This window comes from Curtobacterium sp. AC273 (assembly GCF_979253735.1).
Genome location: NZ_CEEDDU010000006.1, coordinates 140180 through 159495 on the forward strand (window position 1 = coordinate 140180; position 19316 = coordinate 159495).

Genomic DNA, 19316 nt, shown 5'->3' on the forward strand with positions numbered 1-19316 from the left:
CGTCAGGTGCGGGGCTCTCGTCGTGTGCGCGCCGCAGGCGTTCCGCCGAGATCGCACTTTGTGCGCCGACACGACGGTTCGTGGCCGCCGAAGTGCGATCTCGACGGTCAGCGCGGCTCGACTCGCGGCGCCGAGCGTGACGTTGTGCACCCGCTCGGTGCGGCCCGAGACCAGACCGCGAACGGACGGGAGGCGCGGTGCCAGCTGGCACCGCGCCTCCCGTCCGGAGAGCAGTCGCGTTTAGTAGGTCGACGCGATGAGGTTCTCGGGGACGTCACGAGCGGCGTCCTGGTCGACGAAGAACACGGTGCGCTTGCGCCCCTGGACGCCTCCGACCGGGACCTCGTCGACGGCGGCACCCGCGAGCGCGAGCCCGAGGACGGACGCCTTCTCGGCACCGGAGAGGATGACCCACACCCGCTGCGACGCGTTGATCACGGGGAAGGTGAGCGTCAGGCGCTGCGGCGGCGGCTTGGGGGAGTCGTCGACCGACAGGACGGCACGGTCGGTGACGTCGAGCTGCGGGAACTCCGGGAACAGCGACGCGGTGTGGCCGTCCGGGCCGACGCCGAGCAACGTGATGTCGAACCGCGGAGCGAGCGCACCCTCGGGAGCGGCATCCCGCAGCTCGCGCTCGTACTGCGCGGCGGCCTCGTCGATGCTGATGCCGGCGTCGGACGCGGCGATCGGGTGGATGTTCGACTCCGGGATGTCGACGTGGTCGAAGAAGTCCGTCTGCGTGCCGGTGATGTTGCGGTCGGCGTCACCCGCCGGGACCCAGCGCTCGTCGACCCACCACACGTGTACCTTCGACCAGTCGACGCTCTCGCGAGCCTGCGACTGGCCGATCGCGGCGAGGACGAGCGACGACACCGAGCCACCGCTGATCGCGATGTCCGCGCGCTCCTGCTCGTCGAGCACGTCGATGATCTTGGTGATGAAGCGTGCGGCGACCGAAGCGCCGAGGGCCTGCTTGTCCGGTGTGCACCAGCACCGCCGTTCGTTGGTCACGTGACTCCCGTGTTCGTGGCGGCCCATCGGTGCGAGGACCGCTCTTCGGTCCGACCGGCCGGTCCTGGTGCTCGGGCGAGCGGACCGGCCGGTCGTGTGGGGCTGGTTCAGCCGGCGATCGACTCGCGCAGCTGTGGTACCCCGTGCTTGACGACGTCTCCGAAGAGGACGTCCGGGTCGAGTCTACGGAGTTCCTCGGCCAGGCAGTCGCGCAGGCTGCGGCGCGGCAGCGACAGGTCGTGCGTCGGCTGCCCGGGCATCGAAGCGTCGCGACGTCCACCAGGGACCGCTCGAGCTCGATGGTGCCGGACTCGCGCACGAGCTTCACGCCGTGGATGCCGCTCGACCCGGTCGCGCGGGGCGACGTGACGACCGACACCGGCACCTCGAGCTGCAGCTGCAGCCACGCGGCGAGGAGGATCGTCGACGGGCTGTCGTACGCACCCGAGACCTCGACCGCGGTGACCGGCTCGTACGGCGGCTGGTCGAGCGCCGCGGCGAGCTGGTTCCGCCACAGGGTGAGACGGGTCCACGCGAAGTCGGTGTCGCCCGGCACGTACGAGGCACCGAGGGCCTCGATCGCGCCGTTCAGGCCCGCTGCGCGGCCGCGTCGGTGATGCGGCGCTGCGCGACCGGCCCAGCGCCGAAGCGGACGGCTGCTCGGGCGCGGTCTGCGGCCACCAGGCGACGACGGGCGCGTCCGGCAGCAGGAGGCCCGTGACCAGGCTCTCCTCGTCGGTCGCGGTCTCGCCGTACGCACGGAGGACGATGACCTCGCTCTCGCACCCGCGTCGCTGCCCACGCGGATCTGCGCGTCGAGGCGACCCGGCGACTTCCGTGTCACCGTCGTTCTTCGACACGATGATCACCCGCATCGGGTGCTCGCGCGAGGCCTCGTTCGCGGCCTCGATCGCCTCTTCCTCGTGGCCCAGGGCCGTCGAGATGATGAGGGTCAGGACGCGACCGAGGGCGACGGCGCCGGCCCTCCTCGCGGATGTGGACGAGCTTCTTCTGGATCTTCGAGACCGTGGTGTTCGGCATGTCGATCTTCGTGGACGCCCTCCAGGTCCGGCCGTCACGGGCGAGCAGGGCAATCGGCGGACGCCGGACCCCACGTGCCGGGACGGTACTGCTCGGGCTGGCCCCTGCGTGGCCCAGAACTCCTCGATCGGGTCGAGGATCTTCCAGGACAGCTCCACCTCTTGGTGCCGGGGAACAGGGGCGGGTCGCCGAGGAGCACGTCGAGGATGAGTCGCTCGTACGCCTCGGGGGACGCTTCGGTGAACGCTGCTGGCCGTAGCCGAAGTCCATCGTCACGTCGCGCACCTGGGTGCCGACGCCGGGGACCTTCGAGCCGAACCGGAGCGTGACGCCCTCGTCCGGCTGCACGCGGATGACGAGCGCGTTCTGACCGAGGGCGACTGCGTGTTGCCGTAGACGTCCTCGGGGACGCGCTTGAACACGATCGCGATCTCGGTGACGCGACGGCCGAGACGCTTGCCGGCACGCAGGTAGAACGGGACGCCCTGCCAGCGCCGGGTGGCGATGTCGAGCTTGATCGCCGCGTACGTCTCGGTGCCGGATTCGGGGTTCATGCCGGCCTCGTCGAGGAAGCCGAGCACCTTCTCGCCGCCCTGCCAGCCGCCGGCGTACTGCCCGCGGGCGGTCGACGTCGCCAGGTCGGCCGGGAGCCGCACCGCCGACAGGACCTTCTCCTTCTCGGCGCGGAGGTCCGCGGCCTTGAACGAGACGGGCTCTTCCATCGCGGTGAGCGCGAGGAGCTGCACGCAGGTGGTTCTGGATGACGTCGCGCGCCGCGCCGATGCCGTCGTAGTACGCGGCACGTCCGGCGACGCCGATGTCCTCGGCCATCGTGATCTGCACGTGGTCCACGTAGTTCGAGTTCCAGATGGGTTCGTACATCTGGTTCGCGGAACCGGAGCGTCAGCAGGTTCTGGACGGTCTCCTTGCCGAGGTAGTGGTCGATGCGGAACACGTCGTCCGGAGCGAAGACGCTCTCGACGATCGCGTTGAGCTCGCGCGCGGTGCGGAGGTCGGAGCCGAAGGGCTTCTCGACGACCACGCGGCTCCAGGACCCGTCGCGCTTCTCGGTCAGGCCGGACAGCTTCAGCTGCTCGGTGACGACCGGGAACATCTTCGGCGGGATCGACAGGTAGAACGCGTGGTTGCCGAGCGTGCCGCGCTCCGTGTCGAGGTCGTCGACGGTGCGCTTGAGCTCGCGGAACGCCTCGGGGTCGTCGAACGAACCCTGGACGAAGCGGATGCCCTGTTCGAGCTGACGCCAGACGTCCTCGTCGAACGGGGTGCGGGAGTGCTCCTTGACGGCGTCGTGGACGAGCTGGGAGAAGTCTTGGTCCTCCCAGTCACGCCGAGCGAACCCGACGAGGGGCGAACCCGGGGGCAGGAGCCCCCGGTTCGCCGGGGTCGTAGACCGCGGGCATCAGCTTCTTGCGGGACAGGTCGCCCGTCACGCCGAAGATGATGAGGGTGCTGGGTCCCGCGATCCGGTTCAGGTCGACGATCCGTCGGCAGCCGGAGCGGGTTGTGCTCCGGGGTGATTGCCACCGGTGACATGGTCGGTGAACTCCTTCGAGAGTCAGAGGGTGACGGCGGACGCGAGTGCTGCTGTGGCAGCGGCGACGTCCGACGTCGTGAGGGTCAGGACCGGTCGGCCGTGCTGCGCGAGGACACTCGCGTCGCCGGACGCCTGGGCCTGGATGAGCTGCCCGAACGTGAACGGACGGCCCGGGATCGCCAGGTCGTCGGGTTCGTCGGCCACGATCTGCAGGAACACGCCGTTCGCGGGCCCGCCCTTGTGGTACTGGCCGGTCGAGTGCAGGAACCGCGGGCCGTAGCCGAAGGTGACCGGACGGCCGGTGCGCGCCGCCAGGGCGTCGCGCAGGGCTTGAGCTCGCGGTTCGCGGTGCGGTCCACGTACGCCTGGACCGACACGTACCCCGTGGGGTCGAGTGCGGACAGGAGGCCCGACACGGCTTCCGCGAGCGTCGTCCCGACCGTCAGTCCGGGCGTCGCGCGGACGGCGATGCCGTCCTCGGAGAACGCCGGCTCCGCCGACGCGGGGCGGTCGTCGAGCAGCGCACGCGTCGCGACCTTGGCGGCCTCGACGTCGGGCTGGTCGAACGGGTCCGATGCCGAGCAGGCGCCCGGCGACGGCGACGGCGTACTCCCACACGAGGAGCTGCCCGCCGAGCGTGCCGGTGATCTCGACCTCGCCGTCGGCGACGTGGCGTTCTTCCTACGCGAGCCGACCAGGCGGATGATCTGCAGGTCGGGGAGACCGGCGGTGACCTCGGGGGAGTCCACGTCGAGGACCACCGGGAGCAGGCCGCGGCCGCTCTTGCCGGTGGACTCGGCGATCAGCTGTTCCACCCAGTCGCCGAAGCCGACGATGTGGGTGCCGTCGGGGACGATGCCGATCTTGTCGCGCAGCGGGCTGGTGCCGCCGAGGACCGCACCGAGCACGAGGCCCGGGTTCTCGTCGATGTCCACGGAGAGGAGCGCCGAGATGGCGTCGGCCTCGTCGAGGAGCTCGGCGATGTCCACGCCGGCGAGGCCGGACGGCACGAGGCCGAAGGCGGTCAGCGCCGAGTAGCGGCCGCCGACGGTCAGGTCGGCGGTGAAGACGCGGTAGCCGGCAGCCGTCGCCTCGGCCTCGAGCGGGGAGCCCGGGTCGGTGACGACGACGATGCGGCCCGCCGGGTCGAGGCCGGCGTCGCGGAAGGCCTGCTCGTACACCCGGCGCTGCGAGTCGGTCTCGAGGGTCGAACCCGACTTCGAGGACACGACGAGCACCGTGCGCGCCAGCTCGTGCTCGACGGCGGCGCGGACCTGTGCCGGGTTCGTCGAGTCGAGGACCGTGAGCGGCACGCCGGAGGTCCGGGTGATGACCTCGGGCGCGAGCGAGGACCCGCCCATGCCGGCGAGGACGACGTGGTCGATCCCCTCGGCACGCAGGCTCTCGCGCAGGGCGACCACCTCGTCGACGAGCGGGCGGGAGACCGAGACGGCCTCCACCCAGCCGAGGCGCTCGGACGCCTCGGCCTCGGCGTCGGGACCCCAGAGCTCGGGGTCCTGGGCGGTGATGCCCGAGGCCACCAGGTCGGTGACGAGGCGCAGGACCACCGAGTCGATGGCCCGCGCCGCGTCACCGCTGGCAGCGATGGAGACGGTCACTACTTGGCGCCCTCGAGTGCTGCCTTGACCGTGTCGACGAGCTCGCCCCACGAGACGTTGAACTTGTCGACGCCCTCCTTCTCGAGCAGCGCCACGACGTCGTCGTAGTCGATGCCCTGCGCGGCGAGCTGGTCGAGCACACCACTGTGCGGCGTCGAACGTGCCGGCGATGGCGTCACCGTGGATCTCACCGTGGTCGAACGTCGCGTCGAGCGTCTTGCCCGGCATGGTGTTCACGGTGTTCGGGGCGGCGAGCTCGGTCACGTAGAGCGTGTCGGGGAGCGACGGGTCCTTGACACCGGTCGAGGCCCAGAGCGGACGCTGCGTGTTCGCACCGGACTCGAGCAGGCCGAGGGCGCGCTCGGAGGCGAACGCCTCGGTCCAGACCCTGGTAGGCGAGCTGCGCGTTGGCGATGCCGGCCTTCGACTTCAGGGCCTTCGCCCTCGTCGGTGCCGACGGCGTCCAGGCGCTTGTCGATCTCGGAGTCGACACGCGACACGAAGAACGAGGCGACCGAGTGGATCTTCGAGAGGTCGTGGCCGGCGGCCTTGGCCTTCTCGAGCCCACCGAGGTAGGCGTCGATGACGGCGCGGTAGCGCTCGAGCGAGAAGATCAGGGTGACGTTCACCGAGATGCCGGCGCCGATGACCTCGGTGATCGCCTCGAGGCCCTCGATCGTGGCGGGGATCTTGATGAGGACGTTCTCGCGGCCGACCTTGTCGAACAGGAACTTCGCCTGCTCGATGGTCTTCGCGGTGTCGTGGGCGAGGCCCGGCTCGACCTCGATCGAGACACGGCCGTCGAAGCCCTTGGTCTCGTCGTAGATCGGCTTGAAGACGTCGGAGGCGTTCGCGACGTCCTGCGTGGTGATCTCGAAGATCGCGTTGGTCACGGTCGGTGCCGGCCGCGGCCAGTTCCTTGACCTGCGCGTCGTAGCGCTCGCCCTTGGCGAGGGCCGAGGCGAAGATCGTCGGGTTGGTGGTGACGCCGACGACGTTCTTCTGCTCGATGAGCTCGGTGAGCTTGCCGGTCTCGAGGAGCTCGCGGGAGAGGTCGTCGAGCCAGATGCTCACGCCGACCGCGGAGAGGGCGGCGGTGGGGGTGTTCTCAGCCATGTGTTTCTCTTCTTCTTTCATCGACTGGTCCGGTGGGACCGTGAAGTCGGGGTCTGGGGACCGGGAGGCGCGTGGCGGGGCCGAGCCGCGCCTCCCGGAAGAAGGGCCGGATCCGGCGAACCGGACCCGGCCCCAGCGGGTCAGGAAGCCGCGAGCGATTCCTTCGCGGCGGCCACGACGTGTTCCGTCGTGAAGCCGAACTCCTTGAACAGCGTCTGGTAGTCGGCCGAGGCACCGAAGTGCTCGATCGAGACGCTGCGGCCCTTGTCGCCGACGATGTCGCGCCAGCTCATGGCGATGCCGGCCTCGACCGACACGCGGGCGGTGACGGTCTTCGGGAGGACCTGGTCCTGGTAGTTCTCCGACTGCGCGCGGAACCACTCGAGGGACGGGGCGCTCACGACGCGGGCGTTGATGCCCTCGGCCTTGAGCTGCTCGCGGGCGTCGACCGCGATCTGGACCTCGGAGCCGGTCGCGATGATGATCACGTCCGGGGTGCCGTTTGGCGCCTCGGCCAGGATGTACGCGCCCTTCGAGACGTTCTTCGCCGAGGCGAAGACGTCGCCGGAGGCCTCGCCCTCGCCGCGCTCGAACACGGGGAGGTTCTGGCGGCTCAGCGCGATGCCGGCCGGGCGGTCCTTGTGCTTGAGCATCTCGAGCCAGGCGTAGGCGACCTCGTTCGCGTCGGCCGGGCGGACGATGTCCAGACCCGGGATGGCGCGGAGGGCGCTGATCTGCTCGATCGGCTGGTGCGTCGGGCCGTCCTCGCCGAGGGCGATGGAGTCGTGCGTCCACACGTAGATCGCCGGCGCCTTCCATGAGCGCGGCGAGACGGACGGCCGGGCGCATGTAGTCGCTGAAGATGAGGAAGGTGCCGCCGAAGGGGCGGGTGTTCCCGTGCAGGACGATGCCGTTGAGGATCGAGCCCATCGCGGTGCTCGCGGATGCCGAAGTGCAGCACGCGGCCGTACGGGTCGGTGCTCCACGTCTTCGTCGAGGCCTCGGCCGGACCGAAGGACTTCGCGCCCTCGATCGTGGTCAGGTTCGACTCGGCGAGGTCGGCGGAGCCGCCCCAGAACTCGGGCATGAGCGGCGCGATGGCGTTGATGACCTTGCCGGACGCGGCGCGGGTCGAGACGGCCTTCTCGGTCGGGAAGACCGGCAGCGCCTCCTCGAGGCCCTCGGGCAGCTCGCCGGAGTTGATGCGGTCGAGCATCGCCTTCTTCTCCGGGTTGGCCGCGGCCCACGCGTCGAAGGTCTTCTGCCACTCGGCGTGCTGCGCCTGGCCCTTGGCGACGGCGCCACGGGTGTACTCGAGCACCGCGGGGTCGACGTGGAAGGTCTGCTCGGGGTCGAAGCCGAGGACTTCCTTGAGGCCCTTGAGCTCCTCGGCGCCGAGGGCGGAGCCGTGGATCTTGCCGGAGTTCTGCTTGGTCGGGGACGGCCAGCCGATGATCGTCTTGAGGACGATGAGCGACGGCTTGTTCGTCACGGCCTTGGCGGCCTCGACCGCGCGGTAGAGCTCCTCGACGTCCTCGGAGTACTCGCCGGTCTTCTTCCAGTCGACGTGCTGGACGTGCCAGCCGAGCGCCTCGTAGCGAGCCGCGACGTCCTCGGAGAAGGCGATGTCGGTGTCGTCCTCGATCGAGATCTGGTTCGAGTCGTAGAAGACGACCAGGCGACCGAGCTGCTGGCGGCCGGCGAGGCTGGCGGCCTCGTTCGTGACGCCTTCCTGCATGTCGCCGTCACCGGCGATCACGTAGGTGAAGTGGTCGAAGGGCGACTCGCCGTCGGCGGCCTCCGGGTCGAACAGGCCGCGCTCGAAGCGCTGCGCGTAGCCGAAGCCGACGGAGGACGCGAGGCCCTGGCCGAGCGGGCCGGTGGTGATCTCGACGCCGTCGGTGTGGCCGTACTCCGGGTGACCCGGGTCTTCGAGCCCCACTTGCGGAGCTGCTGGAGGTCCTCGAGCTCGAGGCCGTAGCCGTGCAGGTAGAACTGCACGTACTGCAGGATCGAGGCGTGACCGGCCGACAGGATGAAGCGGTCGCGGCCGATCCAGGTGGAGTCGCTCGGGTCGCGACGCATCACCTTCTGGAAGAGCAGGTGTGCGAGCGGTGCGAGGCTCATCGCGGTGCCGGGGTGACCGTTGCCAGCGGCCTCGACCGAGTCGGCGGCGAGTACGCGGGCCGTGTCGACGGCCTTCCGGTCGATGGCGTCCCAGGTGAATTCAGCCACTTGGATGTTGACCCTTCTTGATGCGACATGTGCGAGGGCTCGTGCCATCGCACGGACATGATCGCCATCCCGGGGCCTACGTCGTGTCGCCGTCTCGCGGCCACCGACCGGCTCTTCGCGGCCGACGTCATCGGGGCACGCACTGCGGGAGGGCGTCTCCAGCATAGTGACCATGCACTCAGAAGGGGTTCAGGTGACGCGAGTTGTGCACTCGGCATCGTCGTCGCACCAGCTGGGCCGGGCGTGTCGATCGAGAGCGGGGCACCTTCGCGGCGCTTCGATCACGTAAACTGTTCGAGACCCGTGGACATTCCGGGTCAGCGCATGCCCGGACGCCGCCGCAGTCGTCCACCGAGTGTGCGAGCTGATGCGAACAGACTGAGGTTCCCTTGCCGACTGCCACCGTGACCCGGCCCGACACCGATCGACCCCGGTCGGCGCTGTCCCGCAAGGTCCGTGCGTACGTCTCCCTGACGAAGCCGCGGGTCATGGAGCTCCTCCTGGTCACCACGGCGCCGACGATGTTCCTGGCGGAACGCGGCGTGCCGGACCTCTGGCTCGGTGTTCTGGACGATGCTCGGCGGCGCGATGTCGGCCGGGTCGGCCTCGGCCTTCAACTGCTACATCGACCGTGACATCGACCGGCTGATGAAGCGGACGAGCACCCGTCCGCTGGTGACCGGTGAGCTCTCCGACCGCGAGGCCCTGGTGTTCTCGTGGGTGCTCGGCGTCCTGTCGACCGCGGTGCTGGGCTTCCTGGTGAACTGGCTCGCCGCCGCGCTGAGCGTCATCGCGATCCTCATCTACGTGTTCGTCTACACACTGTGGCTCAAGCGCCGCACCCCGCAGAACATCGTCTGGGGTGGCTCCGCCGGCTGCATGCCCGTGCTCATCGGCTGGGCGGGCGTCACCGGGTCGCTGACCTGGGCGCCGGTCATCCTCTTCATGGTGATCTTCCTCTGGACGCCGCCGCACTACTGGCCGCTCTCGATGAAGTACCGCGACGACTACGACCGCGCCGACGTCCCGATGCTCGCGGTGGTCCGTGGGCGCACCGTCGTCGGGCTGCAAGGTCGTCCTGTACGCCTGGGCGACGCTGGTCTGCTCGCTGCTGCTGATCCCGGTCGCACACATGGGGCCGCTCTACACGGTCGTCGCGCTGGCCGGCGGCATCTGGTTCGTCGTGGAGTCGCACCGCCTGTACTCGCGGGCGATCCAGCACGTCGAGCACGTGCAGCCGATGCGGGTCTTCCACAGCTCGATCACGTACCTGACGCTGCTCTTCATCGCGGTGGGCATCGACCCGCTGCTGCCGCAGGTCTTCACCTTCTAGCGCGGAGCGCTGGCGCTGGCGCTGGCGCTGGCGCTGGCGCTGGCGCGGGCGCGCAGCGCCGCGCAGCGGTCGCGCGACGGGTCAGGCGTGCATTCGTGGCCGACCGCGCACGGGGCGCGCGGCTGACCGGCGGTCGCGCACCGGCGCGGTGGACGGCACGAAGTCGACGGCCTGGAGGCGCGTGGCGGGGCCGCACCGTGCCTCCAGGCCCGCCGCTGGTCGCGTCCTGCACTGCGCTGCCGACGCATGCGCATGCTGCGACGTCGCACGCGTCGATCGACGGGTGGGGAGTCGGACGATGCGCGCGCATCCGATGCGTCCGCAACGGACGACACCCCACGAGTCGATCGACTCGTGGGGTGTCGGGCGTGGGCGGATCAGGCGGCGGTGAGCGGCTCCCGGACCGCCTGGCGACCAGCGGAGCCGCGCGTGGCGAGCACGACGACCGTGACGGTGGCGACCAGCAGTCCCGCGAGGACCATGTGCGTGCCGACCAGGCCGACCGGCAGGTGCATGCGCGCCTGGGTCAGGCCGACGGCGATCTGCACGAACTCGACGACGAGCAGGACGAGCGCCCACTTGCTCGACAGGCGCAGGCGGACCGCTCCGACGACGAGCACCAGGGTGAGCGCGAAGAGGGCGTAGGCCGGCACGGCGTGCACGTGCTGCAGGATGCCCGGATCGAAGCCGGTGCGGTGCAGGCGTCCACCGTCGACGGCCGCCGAGGCGCCGGCGTGCGGGCCGCTGCCGGTGGTGAGGATGCCGAGCAGCACGGTGACGGCTGCGGCGACGACCGTGCCGCGGACGACGCCGGTGTACCAGCCGGGCACGAGACGCGGGCCGGTGCGCGGGCCGCTCACCGAGCGGTAGACGAGGGTCGCCGTGATGCTCGTGAGGAGCGTCGACACGACGAAGTGCAGCCCGACGACGTAGGGGTTGAGGTTCGTCAACACGCTGAGACCGCCGATGACCGCCTGCACCGGGATCGCTGCGCCCTGGGCGAACGCGAGCCAGAAGAGTTCGGGGCGCGTGCGGCGCATCCGGACCACGAGCAGGAACATCGCGATGGCCACGACGACGAGCACGAAGGTGAGGAGTCGGTTGCCGAACTCGATGATCCCGTGCACGCCCATCTCCGGCGTCGACACGAGCGAATCCGCCGTGCACTTGGGCCAGGTGGGGCATCCGAGGCCGGACGCGGTGAGGCGCACGAGGCCGCCGGTGCCGATCAGGACGACCTCGACGACGAACGACGCCCAGGCGAGCACGACCACGCGCTGGTCGACGATCCGGGGAGGGACCACCACCGCGGGGTCCGGACGTCCTGGTCGACGGGGGAGACGACGCGAGTCACGAGGGTGGTGCCTTCCTGTTGTTCCGTGCAGTGAACCTGTAGGATTCGAGGGTTCAGCAGCAGTCAAGTCTAGGCAGGCGCCGGCTCCGAATGGGCCGAGATCGCCGGTGGAACCCAGGACTGCGTGGAACCATCGACGTTGCGAGGAGCAACACCGTGCCCGCCGTGCACAGAACAGCGTGTCGGCGGTCTGCGGTGGAATGGCGTCCAGACGCCACGGGTTGACACCCGAAGACGCTGCCCCGCGAGAAGGAAACGAGGAGACCATGTCCGACGTGCTCATCGACCGTCCCGAGCTCGAGGGGCTCGGCCAATACGAGTTCGGCTGGTCCGACTCCGACACGGCCGGGGCCTCTGCCCGTCGTGGCATCTCGGAAGAGGTCGTCACCGACATCTCGAACCTCAAGAACGAGCCCGAGTGGATGCTCAAGAACCGGCTGAAGGGCCTGTCGCTCTTCGGCCGCAAGCCGATGCCGACGTGGGGTGCCGACCTGACGGGCATCGACTTCGACAACATCAAGTACTTCGTCCGCTCCACCGAGAAGCAGGCGCAGTCGTGGGAGGACCTCCCCGAGGACATCCGCGCGACCTACGAGAAGCTCGGCATCCCGGAGGCCGAGCGCCAGCGCCTCGTCGCCGGTGTCGCCGCACAGTACGAGTCCGAGGTCGTGTACCACCAGATCCGCGAGGACCTGGAGCAGCAGGGCGTCATCTTCATGGACACCGACACCGCGCTCCGTGAGCACCCCGAGATCTTCGAGGAGTACTTCGGCACCGTGATCCCGGCCGGCGACAACAAGTTCGCCGCGCTGAACACGGCGGTCCTGGTCGGCGGCTCGTTCGTCTACGTCCCGAAGGGCGTCCACGTCGAGATCCCGCTGCAGGCCTACTTCCGGATCAACACCGAGAACATGGGCCAGTTCGAGCGGACGCTGATCATCGCCGACGAGGACTCCTACGTCCACTACATCGAGGGCTGCACCGCCCCGATCTACAAGTCGGACTCGCTGCACTCGGCCGTCGTCGAGATCATCGTGAAGAAGAACGCCCGCGTTCGCTACACGACGATCCAGAACTGGTCGAACAACGTCTACAACCTCGTCACCAAGCGTGCGATCGCGCACGAGGGCGCGACGATGGAGTGGATCGACGGCAACATCGGCTCCAAGGTCACGATGAAGTACCCGTCGATCTACCTCGCCGGTGAGCACGCCAAGGGCGAGACGCTCTCCGTCGCCTTCGCCGGTCCGGGTCAGCACCAGGACGCCGGCGCGAAGATGATCCACATGGCGCCGTACACGACGTCGTCGATCGTCTCGAAGTCGATCGCTCGTGGTGGTGGCCGTGCGGGCTACCGCGGCGAGGTCCGGGTCGACCCGAACGCGCACCACGCGGCGAACACCGTCCGCTGCGATGCGCTGCTGGTGGACACGATCTCGCGATCCGACACGTACCCGGCGATCGACATCCGCGTCGACGACGTCCAGCTCGGGCACGAGGCCACGGTCTCCCGCGTGAGCGAGGAGCAGCTGTTCTACCTGATGTCGCGCGGCATGCCCGAGGACGAGGCGATGGCGATGATCGTGCGCGGCTTCATCGAGCCGATCGCCCGCGAGCTCCCGATGGAGTACGCACTCGAACTCAACAAGCTCATCGAGATGAGCATGGAAGGATCCGTCGGCTAGATGTCCAGCTCCACCCCTCCCCACATCGACCAGCCGATCGCTCCGGCCGAGTCCGCGCAGCCGTCTGCGGCCACCCCGGCGCAGCACGGTGCCGGCGCGCACTCGGACGGCGGCTGGGACGCCCCCGAAGGAAAAGGACATCCCCGTCCAGACCCGTTCGGAGCGCCCGCAGTCCGGCGACATCGACGCCTTCCCGACGGTCACCGGGCGTGAGGTGAACTGGAAGTTCGCACCGCTCGCGAAGCTCCAGCCGCTCCTCGCCGGTGGGCTCGACGGCTCCGCCTACCCCTTCCTCGCCCGGCAGTCCGACGGCGCCGACGTCGAGTGGGGCCGCAGCGACGACCCCCGCGTCGGCACGGCCGGCCTGCCCGAGGACCGCGCCGCTGCGGCCGCCTGGACCGCGCGTGACGCGGTGCTCGCGATCACCGTGAAGGCGACCGAGGCGCACGAGTTCATCACGCTGACCCGTTCGGACTTCGGCACGCAGCCCCGCGCGGCGCACACGGTCATCACGGCCGAGGCGCACGCGCAGGGCATCGTCGTGCTCGACAACCGCGGCAAGGCGCTCCTCAGCGAGAACGTCGAGATCGTCGTCCGCGACGGCGCCCGCCTCACGGTGGTCAGCCTGCAGGACTGGGACGACGACGCCGTGCACGTGTCGACGCACTTCGCCGAGGTCGGCCGCGACGCCTTCCTGAAGCACGTCGTGGTCTCGCTCGGCGGCGACGTCGTGCGGGTCAACCCTCGACGCACCTCGGTGCGCAGGGCGCGGACACCGAGATGTACGGCGTGTACTTCGCCGACGCCGGGCAGTACATCGAGCAGCAGGTCTACGTGAACCACGACGCGCCGAACACGCGCGGTCGGGTCAACTACAAGGGCGCGCTGCAGGCCAGGGCGCACACACCGTCTGGATCGGCGACGTCCTCATCGGCCGCGCCGGCGACGGCACCGACTCGTACGAGCAGAACCGCAACCTCGTCCTGACCGACGGCACGCGCGCGGACAGCATCCCGAACCTCGAGATCGAGACGGGCAACATCGAGGGCGCCGGCCACGCGAGTGCCACCGGTCGCTTCGACGACGAGCAGCTGTTCTACCTGCAGTCTCGCGGCATCTCCGAGGAAGAAGCACGTCGACTGGTCGTGCTCGGCTTCCTGGTCGAGGTCATCCAGAAGATCGGCGCGCCCGAGCTCGAGGAACGCCTCATCGCCGCCGTCGAGCAGGAGCTCCTCGAAGGGCGCACGGTCCTCGCCGCGCCCGAGACGGAAGCAGCCACGGCCTGATGTCGACGAAGGTCTGCGCCGAGGCGGACATCGCGGTGGACAGCCCGATGCGCGCCGTGGTCGACGGCACCGCGGTCGCCATCGTGAAGGACTCTGCGGGCACCGTGCACGCCATCGGCGACACGTGCACCCACGGCGACATCTCCCTGGCGGAGGGGTTCGTCGAGGGCGACACGCTCGAGTGCTGGGCGCACGGCTCCCGGTTCGCCCTGGCGACCGGCAAGCCGCAGAACTTCCCGGCGTACGAGCCCGTCCCGGTCTTCCGGGTGGAGGTCCGCGACGGCGACGTCTACGTCGACGTGCAGGACCCGTCCCGGTCGACTGAGCACCTCCAACACTTCCCGCGGCTGACGCCGCACCACAGCTGCAATCGAAGGAACGCAATGTCCACTCTCGAAATCCGCGACCTGCAGGTCTCGATCGACACCGACCAGGGTGTCAAGGAGATCCTCAAGGGCGTCGACCTCACGATCAACGAGGGCGAGATCCACGCGATCATGGGGCCGAACGGCTCCGGCAAGTCCACCCTCGCGTACACGATCGCCGGCCACCCGCGCTACAACGTCGTCGGCGGCTCGATCACCCTCGACGGTGAAGACGTCCTCACGATGAGCGTCGACGAGCGTGCCCGCGCCGGCATGTTCCTCGCCATGCAGTACCCGGTCGAGATCCCCGGCGTCACGGTGTCGAACTTCCTCCGCACCGCGAAGACCGCGATCGACGGCGAGGCTCCCGCGCTCCGCAGCTGGGTGAAGGACCTCCGCCAGTCGATGGCCGACCTCAAGATGGACTCGGCCTTCGCCGAGCGCAACGTCAACGAGGGCTTCTCCGGTGGCGAGAAGAAGCGCCACGAGATCATGCAGCTCGAGCTCCTCAAGCCGAAGTTCGCCGTGCTCGACGAGACCGACTCCGGCCTCGACGTCGACGCGCTGAAGATCGTGTCCGAGGGCGTCAACCGCGCCAAGGCCGCCACGGGCCTCGGCGTCCTGCTCATCACGCACTACACGCGCATCCTCCGGTACATCAAGCCGGACTTCGTGCACGTGTTCGTCGCGGGCAAGGTCGCCGAGCAGGGCGGTCCCGAGCTCGCCGAGCGCCTCGAGAACGAGGGCTACGACCGCTACGTGCAGGCCGCGGCCGCAGCGGCGGGGAACTGATGATCACCGCACTCGCACCCGACAAGTTCGACGAGGTCGTCGAGGGCCTGAAAGAGGTGCAGGACCCGGAGCTCGGCGTCAACATCGTCGACCTCGGGCTCATCTACGACCTCGCCTGGGACGACGAGGCGACCGCTCTCGTGATCAGCATGACGCTGACGAGCGCGGGCTGCCCGCTGACCGACGTCATCGAGGGTGACACCGCGAACGCGCTCGACGGCATCGTCGACGCGTTCCGCATCAACTGGGTCTGGATGCCGCCGTGGGGTCCGGAGCGGATCACCGACGACGGGCGCGAGATGATGCGCGCGCTCGGGTTCTCGATCTAGACGCCACCACATGAACGGACGGGAGGCGCGGTGCCAGCTGGCACCGCGCCTCCCGTCCGTCTGTGCGCACCCCGCGCCGGGGGCGACGCTGCGGGTGCCGAGATCGCAAAAAGTGCCGCCTGTCCGGAGACAAAGCGGCACTTCTTGCGATCTCGGCGACTCGCACGCGGCGTGTCGTGCGACCTCGACAGCCGGCCGAGACGCCCGGCCGGGACGTCCCGGGTCAGCGGCGGCCGACGGCCTTCCACGCGAGCGGCAGGATGCCGGCGGCGATGAGGGCCTTCGCGACGCCGCCCACGATGAACGGGTACAGGCCGGCGGCGAGCACCGACTGCAGGTCGTTGGGCGCGCCGAGCTGCCCGAGCACGACGGCCAGGTAGGGCAGGCCGGTCACGAACGGGATCGCGCTCGCGAGCGTGAACGCCACCGCAGCGCGGCCGACGTGGCGGTCCCAGTTGCGGCGAGCGAGCCAGCCGACGACGCCCGCGGCCGGGATGAAGCCGATGACGTACCCGAAGCTCGGGACGGCGAGGGCCTGCAGGCCGCCCGTCATCTCGGCGAAGAACGGCGCACCGGCCAGGCCCGCGACGGCGTAGACGAGCAGCGAGAGCATGCCGCGCCGGGCGCCGAGGGTGGCGCCGACGAGCACGACGGCCAGGGTCTGCCCGGTGATCGGCACCGGCCACATCGGGACCTGCACCTGCGCCATGGCGGCGGTGAACAGCGCGCCTCCGGCGATCAGGGCGGCGTCGGTGGCCAGGCCGTGGGTGCGCAGACGGTCGGCGAGGACTGCGCGGGGAGCGAACCCGGTGGCGTTCGTCATGGATTCTCCTAGAATGGACTGCTGGTCCTCTTCAGGACCATCGGTCCCGTCAGCGTAGCGGTGCACCTCCCGCACACACCGTTGTGCAAACCCACCAACTGATTGGACGTCCACTGTGCTTGCCGTGCACGAACTCGAGATCCGCGTCGGGGCTCGCCTCCTCATGGAGGATGTCTCCTTCCGCGTCGAGAAGGGCGACAAGATCGGACTCGTCGGCCGCAACGGCGCGGGGGAAGACGACGATGACGAAGGCCCTCGCGGGCGAGACCCAGCCCACCGGCGGCAAGATCGACCGCGGAGGCGAGATCGGGTACCTCCCGCAGGACCCCCCGCTCCGGTGACCCGGAGGAGACGGCGCGGAAGCGCATCCTCGACGCTCGTGGCCTCGGTGAGCTGGTGGAGGGTATCCGCCTCGCGACGCTCGACATGGCGAGCGACGACCCCGCCGTGGCCGAGAAGGCGATGCGCCGGTACAGCCGGCTCGACGACCAGTTCAACGCGCTCGGCGGCTACGCGGCCGAGGCCGAGGCGGCGTCGATCGCGTCGAACCTCAAGCTGCCGGACCGCATCCTCGACCAGCAGCTCAAGACACTGTCCGGTGGCCAGCGCCGCCGCATCGAGCTCGCCCGGATCCTGTTCTCGGACGCCGAGACGATGATCCTCGACGAGCCGACGAACCACCTCGACGCCGACTCGGTCGTGTGGCTCCGCGAGCACCTGAAGACCTACCCCGGTGGCGTCATCATCATCTCCCACGACGTCGAGCTCGTCGACGAGGTCGTGAACCGCGTCTTCTACCTCGACGCCAACCGCCAGACCATCGACATCTACAACATGGGCTGGAAGCTGTACCAGCGGCAGCGCGTCGCCGACGAGGAGCGCCGCCGCAAGGAGCGTGCGGGCGCCGAGAAGAAGGCCGCCACGCTCAAGGACCAGGCCGCCCGCTTCGGCGCCAAGGCCTCGAAGGCCGCGGCCGCCCACCAGATGGTCGCGCGTGCCGACAAGCTGCTCGCCGGCCTCGAGGACGAGCGCGTCGCCGACCGGGTCGCGAAGATCCGCTTCCCCACCCCGGCCCCGTGCGGCCGAACGCCGCTGATGGCCGAGGGGCTGTCGAAATCGTACGGGTCGGCTCGAGATCTTCGCGGGCGTCGACCTGGCGATCGACCGCGGTTCGCGCGTGGTCATCCTCGGCTTCAACGGTGCGGGCAAGACGACGCTGCTGCGCATCCTGGCGGGTGCGGACCAGCCCGACACCGGCGAGATCCAGCCCGGCCACGGTCTGCGCATCGGCTACTACGCGCAGGAGCACGAGAACATCGACATCAACCGCACGGTGATCGAGAACATGGTCTCGGCGTCGACCGACCTCAACGAGACCGAGGCCCGTCGGGTGCTCGGGTCGTTCCTGTTCACCGGCGACGACGGCTACAAGAAGGCCGGCGTCCTGTCCGGTGGTGAGAAGACCCGCCTGTCGCTCGCGATGATCGTGGTCTCCGGTGCGAACGTCCTGCTGCTCGACGAGCCGACGAACAACCTGGACCCGGCTTCGCGCGAGGAGATCCTGAACGCCCTCGCCGGCTTCGAGGGCGCCGTCGTCCTGGTGTCCCACGACGCCGGTGCGGTCGAGGCGCTCAACCCCGAGCGCGTGCTGCTGCTGCCGGACGGCACCGAGGACCACTGGAACAAGGACTACGCGGAGCTCATCGAGCTCGCGTGACGCGCGTGGTGCGCTGGAGGCGGACAGGAGGCACGTGGCGGGCCCGCCGACCGTGCCTCCGGTCCGTCAGCGGCCGGACCGCAGCAGCTCGTCCTCGATCTCGGCGTCGGTCTTGGGCTTGGCGTCCTTGCGGCGCTGGCGCTCGAGGGCGCGCTCGCGCTCTTCCGGGTCGTCCTGGTTGAGGTTCCGGTACTCCTGCACCATCAGGTAGGCGAGGAACCCGAAGCCGCCGGCCGCGAACATGAACCACTGGATGAAGTAGCTGAGGTGCAGCCCGGTGTCGGCGGTCGGCCGGTCCCAGCCGAGCGGACGCGCCTCCGTCGGGGCCGGTGACCTCGGACGCGAGTTGCCCGTACGCACCCGTCCAGATCGGTCTGTCGACCTTCTTCGCGACGTCGGACAGCGTCACCGACTGCACCTGGTCGGTGTGGGCGGGATCGGTACGGCCCGGGATGCGTGGCTCGCTCTGCTGGAGTCGGACGATCGCCGTGACCTCGCCGGTGGGAGGAGCCGGCACGTGGTCCGGGGCGTCCTGCTCGTTGCCGGTGGGGACCCAGCCGCGGTCGACCATGAACGCGCGGCCGTCGTCGGTGACGAGGGGCGTCAGGACCTCGAACCCGGGTTGCCCGTTGTGCACGCGGTTGCGGACGAGCAGTTGGTCGTCGACGTCGTAGCGCCCGGTGGCGGTGACACGCAGCCAGGTCTGCGAGTCGTCCCAGCTGCCGGCCCGGGGGAGTGCCTGGTCGAGCGGCACCGGCGTGTGCTCGTAGTTCTGCGCGACCTGCTCGTTCTGGCGGACGGCCTCGTTGCGGCGGTCCCACTGCCACATGCCGAACAGGGTGCAGACGATCGCGAACGCCACGGCGATGGCGAAGTAGCCGAGCCACCGGCGGCTTCTGCACGAAGCGCCAGCCGACGAAGGGCTCGTCCGGGTCACGCGCCGTTCGGTCACGGTCAGCTGCCGCGGCCCGCTCGATCTTCTGGGCGTGCCGACGGCCGTACCGGGAGCCCGGGTCGAATCGGTCCGTCACCGACGCTCACCGGCCGCACGCGCA

Annotated in this window: 10 protein-coding genes and 13 pseudogenes; 10 read left to right on the forward strand and 13 right to left on the reverse strand. The window is 69.7% G+C overall.

What is annotated here, in order from left to right; translation table 11 throughout:
- Positions 1 to 240: 240 nt before the first annotated feature.
- The 10 genes and pseudogenes from pgl to tkt form a co-directional block, all read right to left on the reverse strand.
- Entirely contained in the window at positions 241 to 1011 is a 771-nt protein-coding gene (pgl, locus tag ACZ8AI_RS10910; RefSeq protein WP_464858277.1) for a 6-phosphogluconolactonase, read from the reverse strand.
- A 212-nt stretch (positions 1012 to 1223) separates the two neighbouring features.
- Positions 1224 to 1771 (reverse strand): annotated as a pseudogene (locus ACZ8AI_RS10915) (OpcA/G6PD domain-containing protein); the annotation flags it as partial.
- A pseudogene (locus ACZ8AI_RS10920) lies at positions 1701 to 1886 on the reverse strand (glucose-6-phosphate dehydrogenase assembly protein OpcA); the annotation flags it as partial. The pseudogenes ACZ8AI_RS10915 and ACZ8AI_RS10920, both read right to left, overlap by 71 nt.
- Before the next feature lie 200 nt (positions 1887 to 2086).
- On the reverse strand, positions 2087 to 2251 hold the full coding sequence (locus tag ACZ8AI_RS10925; protein WP_464858498.1) for a hypothetical protein: 165 nt from the start codon (positions 2249 to 2251) through the stop codon (positions 2087 to 2089).
- Between the two features lie 101 nt (positions 2252 to 2352).
- Positions 2353 to 2774: pseudogene (locus tag ACZ8AI_RS10930) on the reverse strand (glucose-6-phosphate dehydrogenase); the annotation flags it as partial.
- An 85-nt stretch (positions 2775 to 2859) separates the two neighbouring features.
- Positions 2860 to 2934, reverse strand: a pseudogene (locus ACZ8AI_RS10935) (hypothetical protein); the annotation flags it as partial.
- An 88-nt stretch (positions 2935 to 3022) separates the two neighbouring features.
- Positions 3023 to 3436 (reverse strand): annotated as a pseudogene (locus ACZ8AI_RS10940) (glucose-6-phosphate dehydrogenase); the annotation flags it as partial.
- A gap of 192 nt (positions 3437 to 3628) precedes the next feature.
- A pseudogene (locus ACZ8AI_RS10945) lies at positions 3629 to 5226 on the reverse strand (glucose-6-phosphate isomerase).
- Positions 5226 to 6342 (reverse strand): annotated as a pseudogene (gene tal / locus ACZ8AI_RS10950) (transaldolase). The pseudogenes ACZ8AI_RS10945 and tal overlap by 1 nt, the downstream one beginning before the upstream one ends.
- A gap of 140 nt (positions 6343 to 6482) precedes the next feature.
- Positions 6483 to 8577 (reverse strand): annotated as a pseudogene (gene tkt / locus ACZ8AI_RS10955) (transketolase).
- Between the two features lie 404 nt (positions 8578 to 8981).
- Here tkt and ACZ8AI_RS10960 point away from each other — a divergent pair.
- Positions 8982 to 9910, forward strand: a pseudogene (locus ACZ8AI_RS10960) (heme o synthase).
- A gap of 377 nt (positions 9911 to 10287) precedes the next feature.
- Here the strand turns inward: ACZ8AI_RS10960 and ACZ8AI_RS10965 are convergent.
- Entirely contained in the window at positions 10288 to 11217 is a 930-nt protein-coding gene (locus ACZ8AI_RS10965) for a COX15/CtaA family protein (RefSeq protein ID WP_464858278.1), read from the reverse strand.
- Between the two features lie 313 nt (positions 11218 to 11530).
- On the opposite strand from ACZ8AI_RS10965, the gene sufB reads away from it, so the two are divergent.
- The 8 genes and pseudogenes from sufB to ACZ8AI_RS11005 all read left to right on the forward strand — a co-directional run bounded on the left by sufB (position 11531) and on the right by ACZ8AI_RS11005 (position 15721).
- The gene (gene sufB, locus ACZ8AI_RS10970; RefSeq protein ID WP_464858279.1) at positions 11531 to 12949 is read left to right on the forward strand and encodes a Fe-S cluster assembly protein SufB; all 1419 of its coding nucleotides are present in this window, start codon (positions 11531 to 11533) and stop codon (positions 12947 to 12949) included.
- Positions 12950 to 13162 (forward strand): hypothetical protein, encoded by a 213-nt coding sequence (locus ACZ8AI_RS10975; protein WP_464858280.1) that lies wholly within the window; start codon positions 12950 to 12952, stop codon positions 13160 to 13162.
- Positions 13163 to 13490: 328 nt separating this feature from the next.
- Positions 13491 to 13936, forward strand: a pseudogene (locus tag ACZ8AI_RS10980) (SufB/SufD family protein).
- A pseudogene (locus ACZ8AI_RS10985) lies at positions 13855 to 14046 on the forward strand (SufD family Fe-S cluster assembly protein); the annotation flags it as partial. The pseudogenes ACZ8AI_RS10980 and ACZ8AI_RS10985, both read left to right, overlap by 82 nt.
- A 48-nt stretch (positions 14047 to 14094) precedes the next feature.
- Entirely contained in the window at positions 14095 to 14235 is a 141-nt protein-coding gene (locus ACZ8AI_RS10990; protein WP_464858281.1) for a hypothetical protein, read from the forward strand.
- Positions 14235 to 14519: pseudogene (locus ACZ8AI_RS10995) on the forward strand (non-heme iron oxygenase ferredoxin subunit); the annotation flags it as partial. The gene ACZ8AI_RS10990 and the pseudogene ACZ8AI_RS10995, both read left to right, overlap by 1 nt.
- A 99-nt stretch (positions 14520 to 14618) precedes the next feature.
- Positions 14619 to 15392 carry a Fe-S cluster assembly ATPase SufC gene (gene sufC / locus ACZ8AI_RS11000; RefSeq protein WP_464858499.1) on the forward strand — a complete coding sequence of 258 codons (774 nt, stop codon included), beginning with the start codon at positions 14619 to 14621 and terminating at the stop codon, positions 15390 to 15392.
- On the forward strand, positions 15392 to 15721 hold the full coding sequence (locus ACZ8AI_RS11005) for a metal-sulfur cluster assembly factor (RefSeq protein WP_071293993.1): 330 nt from the start codon (positions 15392 to 15394) through the stop codon (positions 15719 to 15721). Before sufC ends, ACZ8AI_RS11005 begins: the two co-directional genes overlap by 1 nt.
- Before the next feature lie 223 nt (positions 15722 to 15944).
- Here ACZ8AI_RS11005 and ACZ8AI_RS11010 read toward each other — a convergent pair whose 3' ends face one another.
- Positions 15945 to 16544, reverse strand: a complete 600-nt coding sequence (locus ACZ8AI_RS11010) for a biotin transporter BioY (RefSeq protein WP_071293992.1) — start codon at positions 16542 to 16544, stop codon at positions 15945 to 15947.
- A 115-nt stretch (positions 16545 to 16659) separates the two neighbouring features.
- Here ACZ8AI_RS11010 and ACZ8AI_RS11015 point away from each other — a divergent pair.
- Positions 16660 to 18261 (forward strand): annotated as a pseudogene (locus ACZ8AI_RS11015) (ABC-F family ATP-binding cassette domain-containing protein).
- Here ACZ8AI_RS11015 and ACZ8AI_RS11020 read toward each other — a convergent pair.
- Entirely contained in the window at positions 18245 to 19198 is a 954-nt protein-coding gene (locus ACZ8AI_RS11020; RefSeq protein ID WP_464858282.1) for an SURF1 family cytochrome oxidase biogenesis protein, read from the reverse strand. The pseudogene ACZ8AI_RS11015 and the gene ACZ8AI_RS11020 sit on opposite strands and share 17 nt — an antisense overlap.
- Positions 19199 to 19316: the final 118 nt, after the last annotated feature.

Bases quoted from the DNA above. Each gene is read 5' to 3' on its own strand.
- sufB (WP_464858279.1), top strand. From the start codon at position 11,531: ATGTCCGACGTGCTCATCGACCGTCCCGAGCTCGAGGGGCTCGGCCAA.
- ACZ8AI_RS10975 (WP_464858280.1), top strand. From the start codon at position 12,950: ATGTCCAGCTCCACCCCTCCCCACATCGACCAGCCGATCGCTCCGGCC.
- sufC (WP_464858499.1), top strand. From the start codon at position 14,619: ATGTCCACTCTCGAAATCCGCGACCTGCAGGTCTCGATCGACACCGAC.
- ACZ8AI_RS11005 (WP_071293993.1), top strand. From the start codon at position 15,392: ATGATCACCGCACTCGCACCCGACAAGTTCGACGAGGTCGTCGAGGGC.
- ACZ8AI_RS11010 (WP_071293992.1), bottom strand. From the start codon at position 16,544: ATGACGAACGCCACCGGGTTCGCTCCCCGCGCAGTCCTCGCCGACCGT.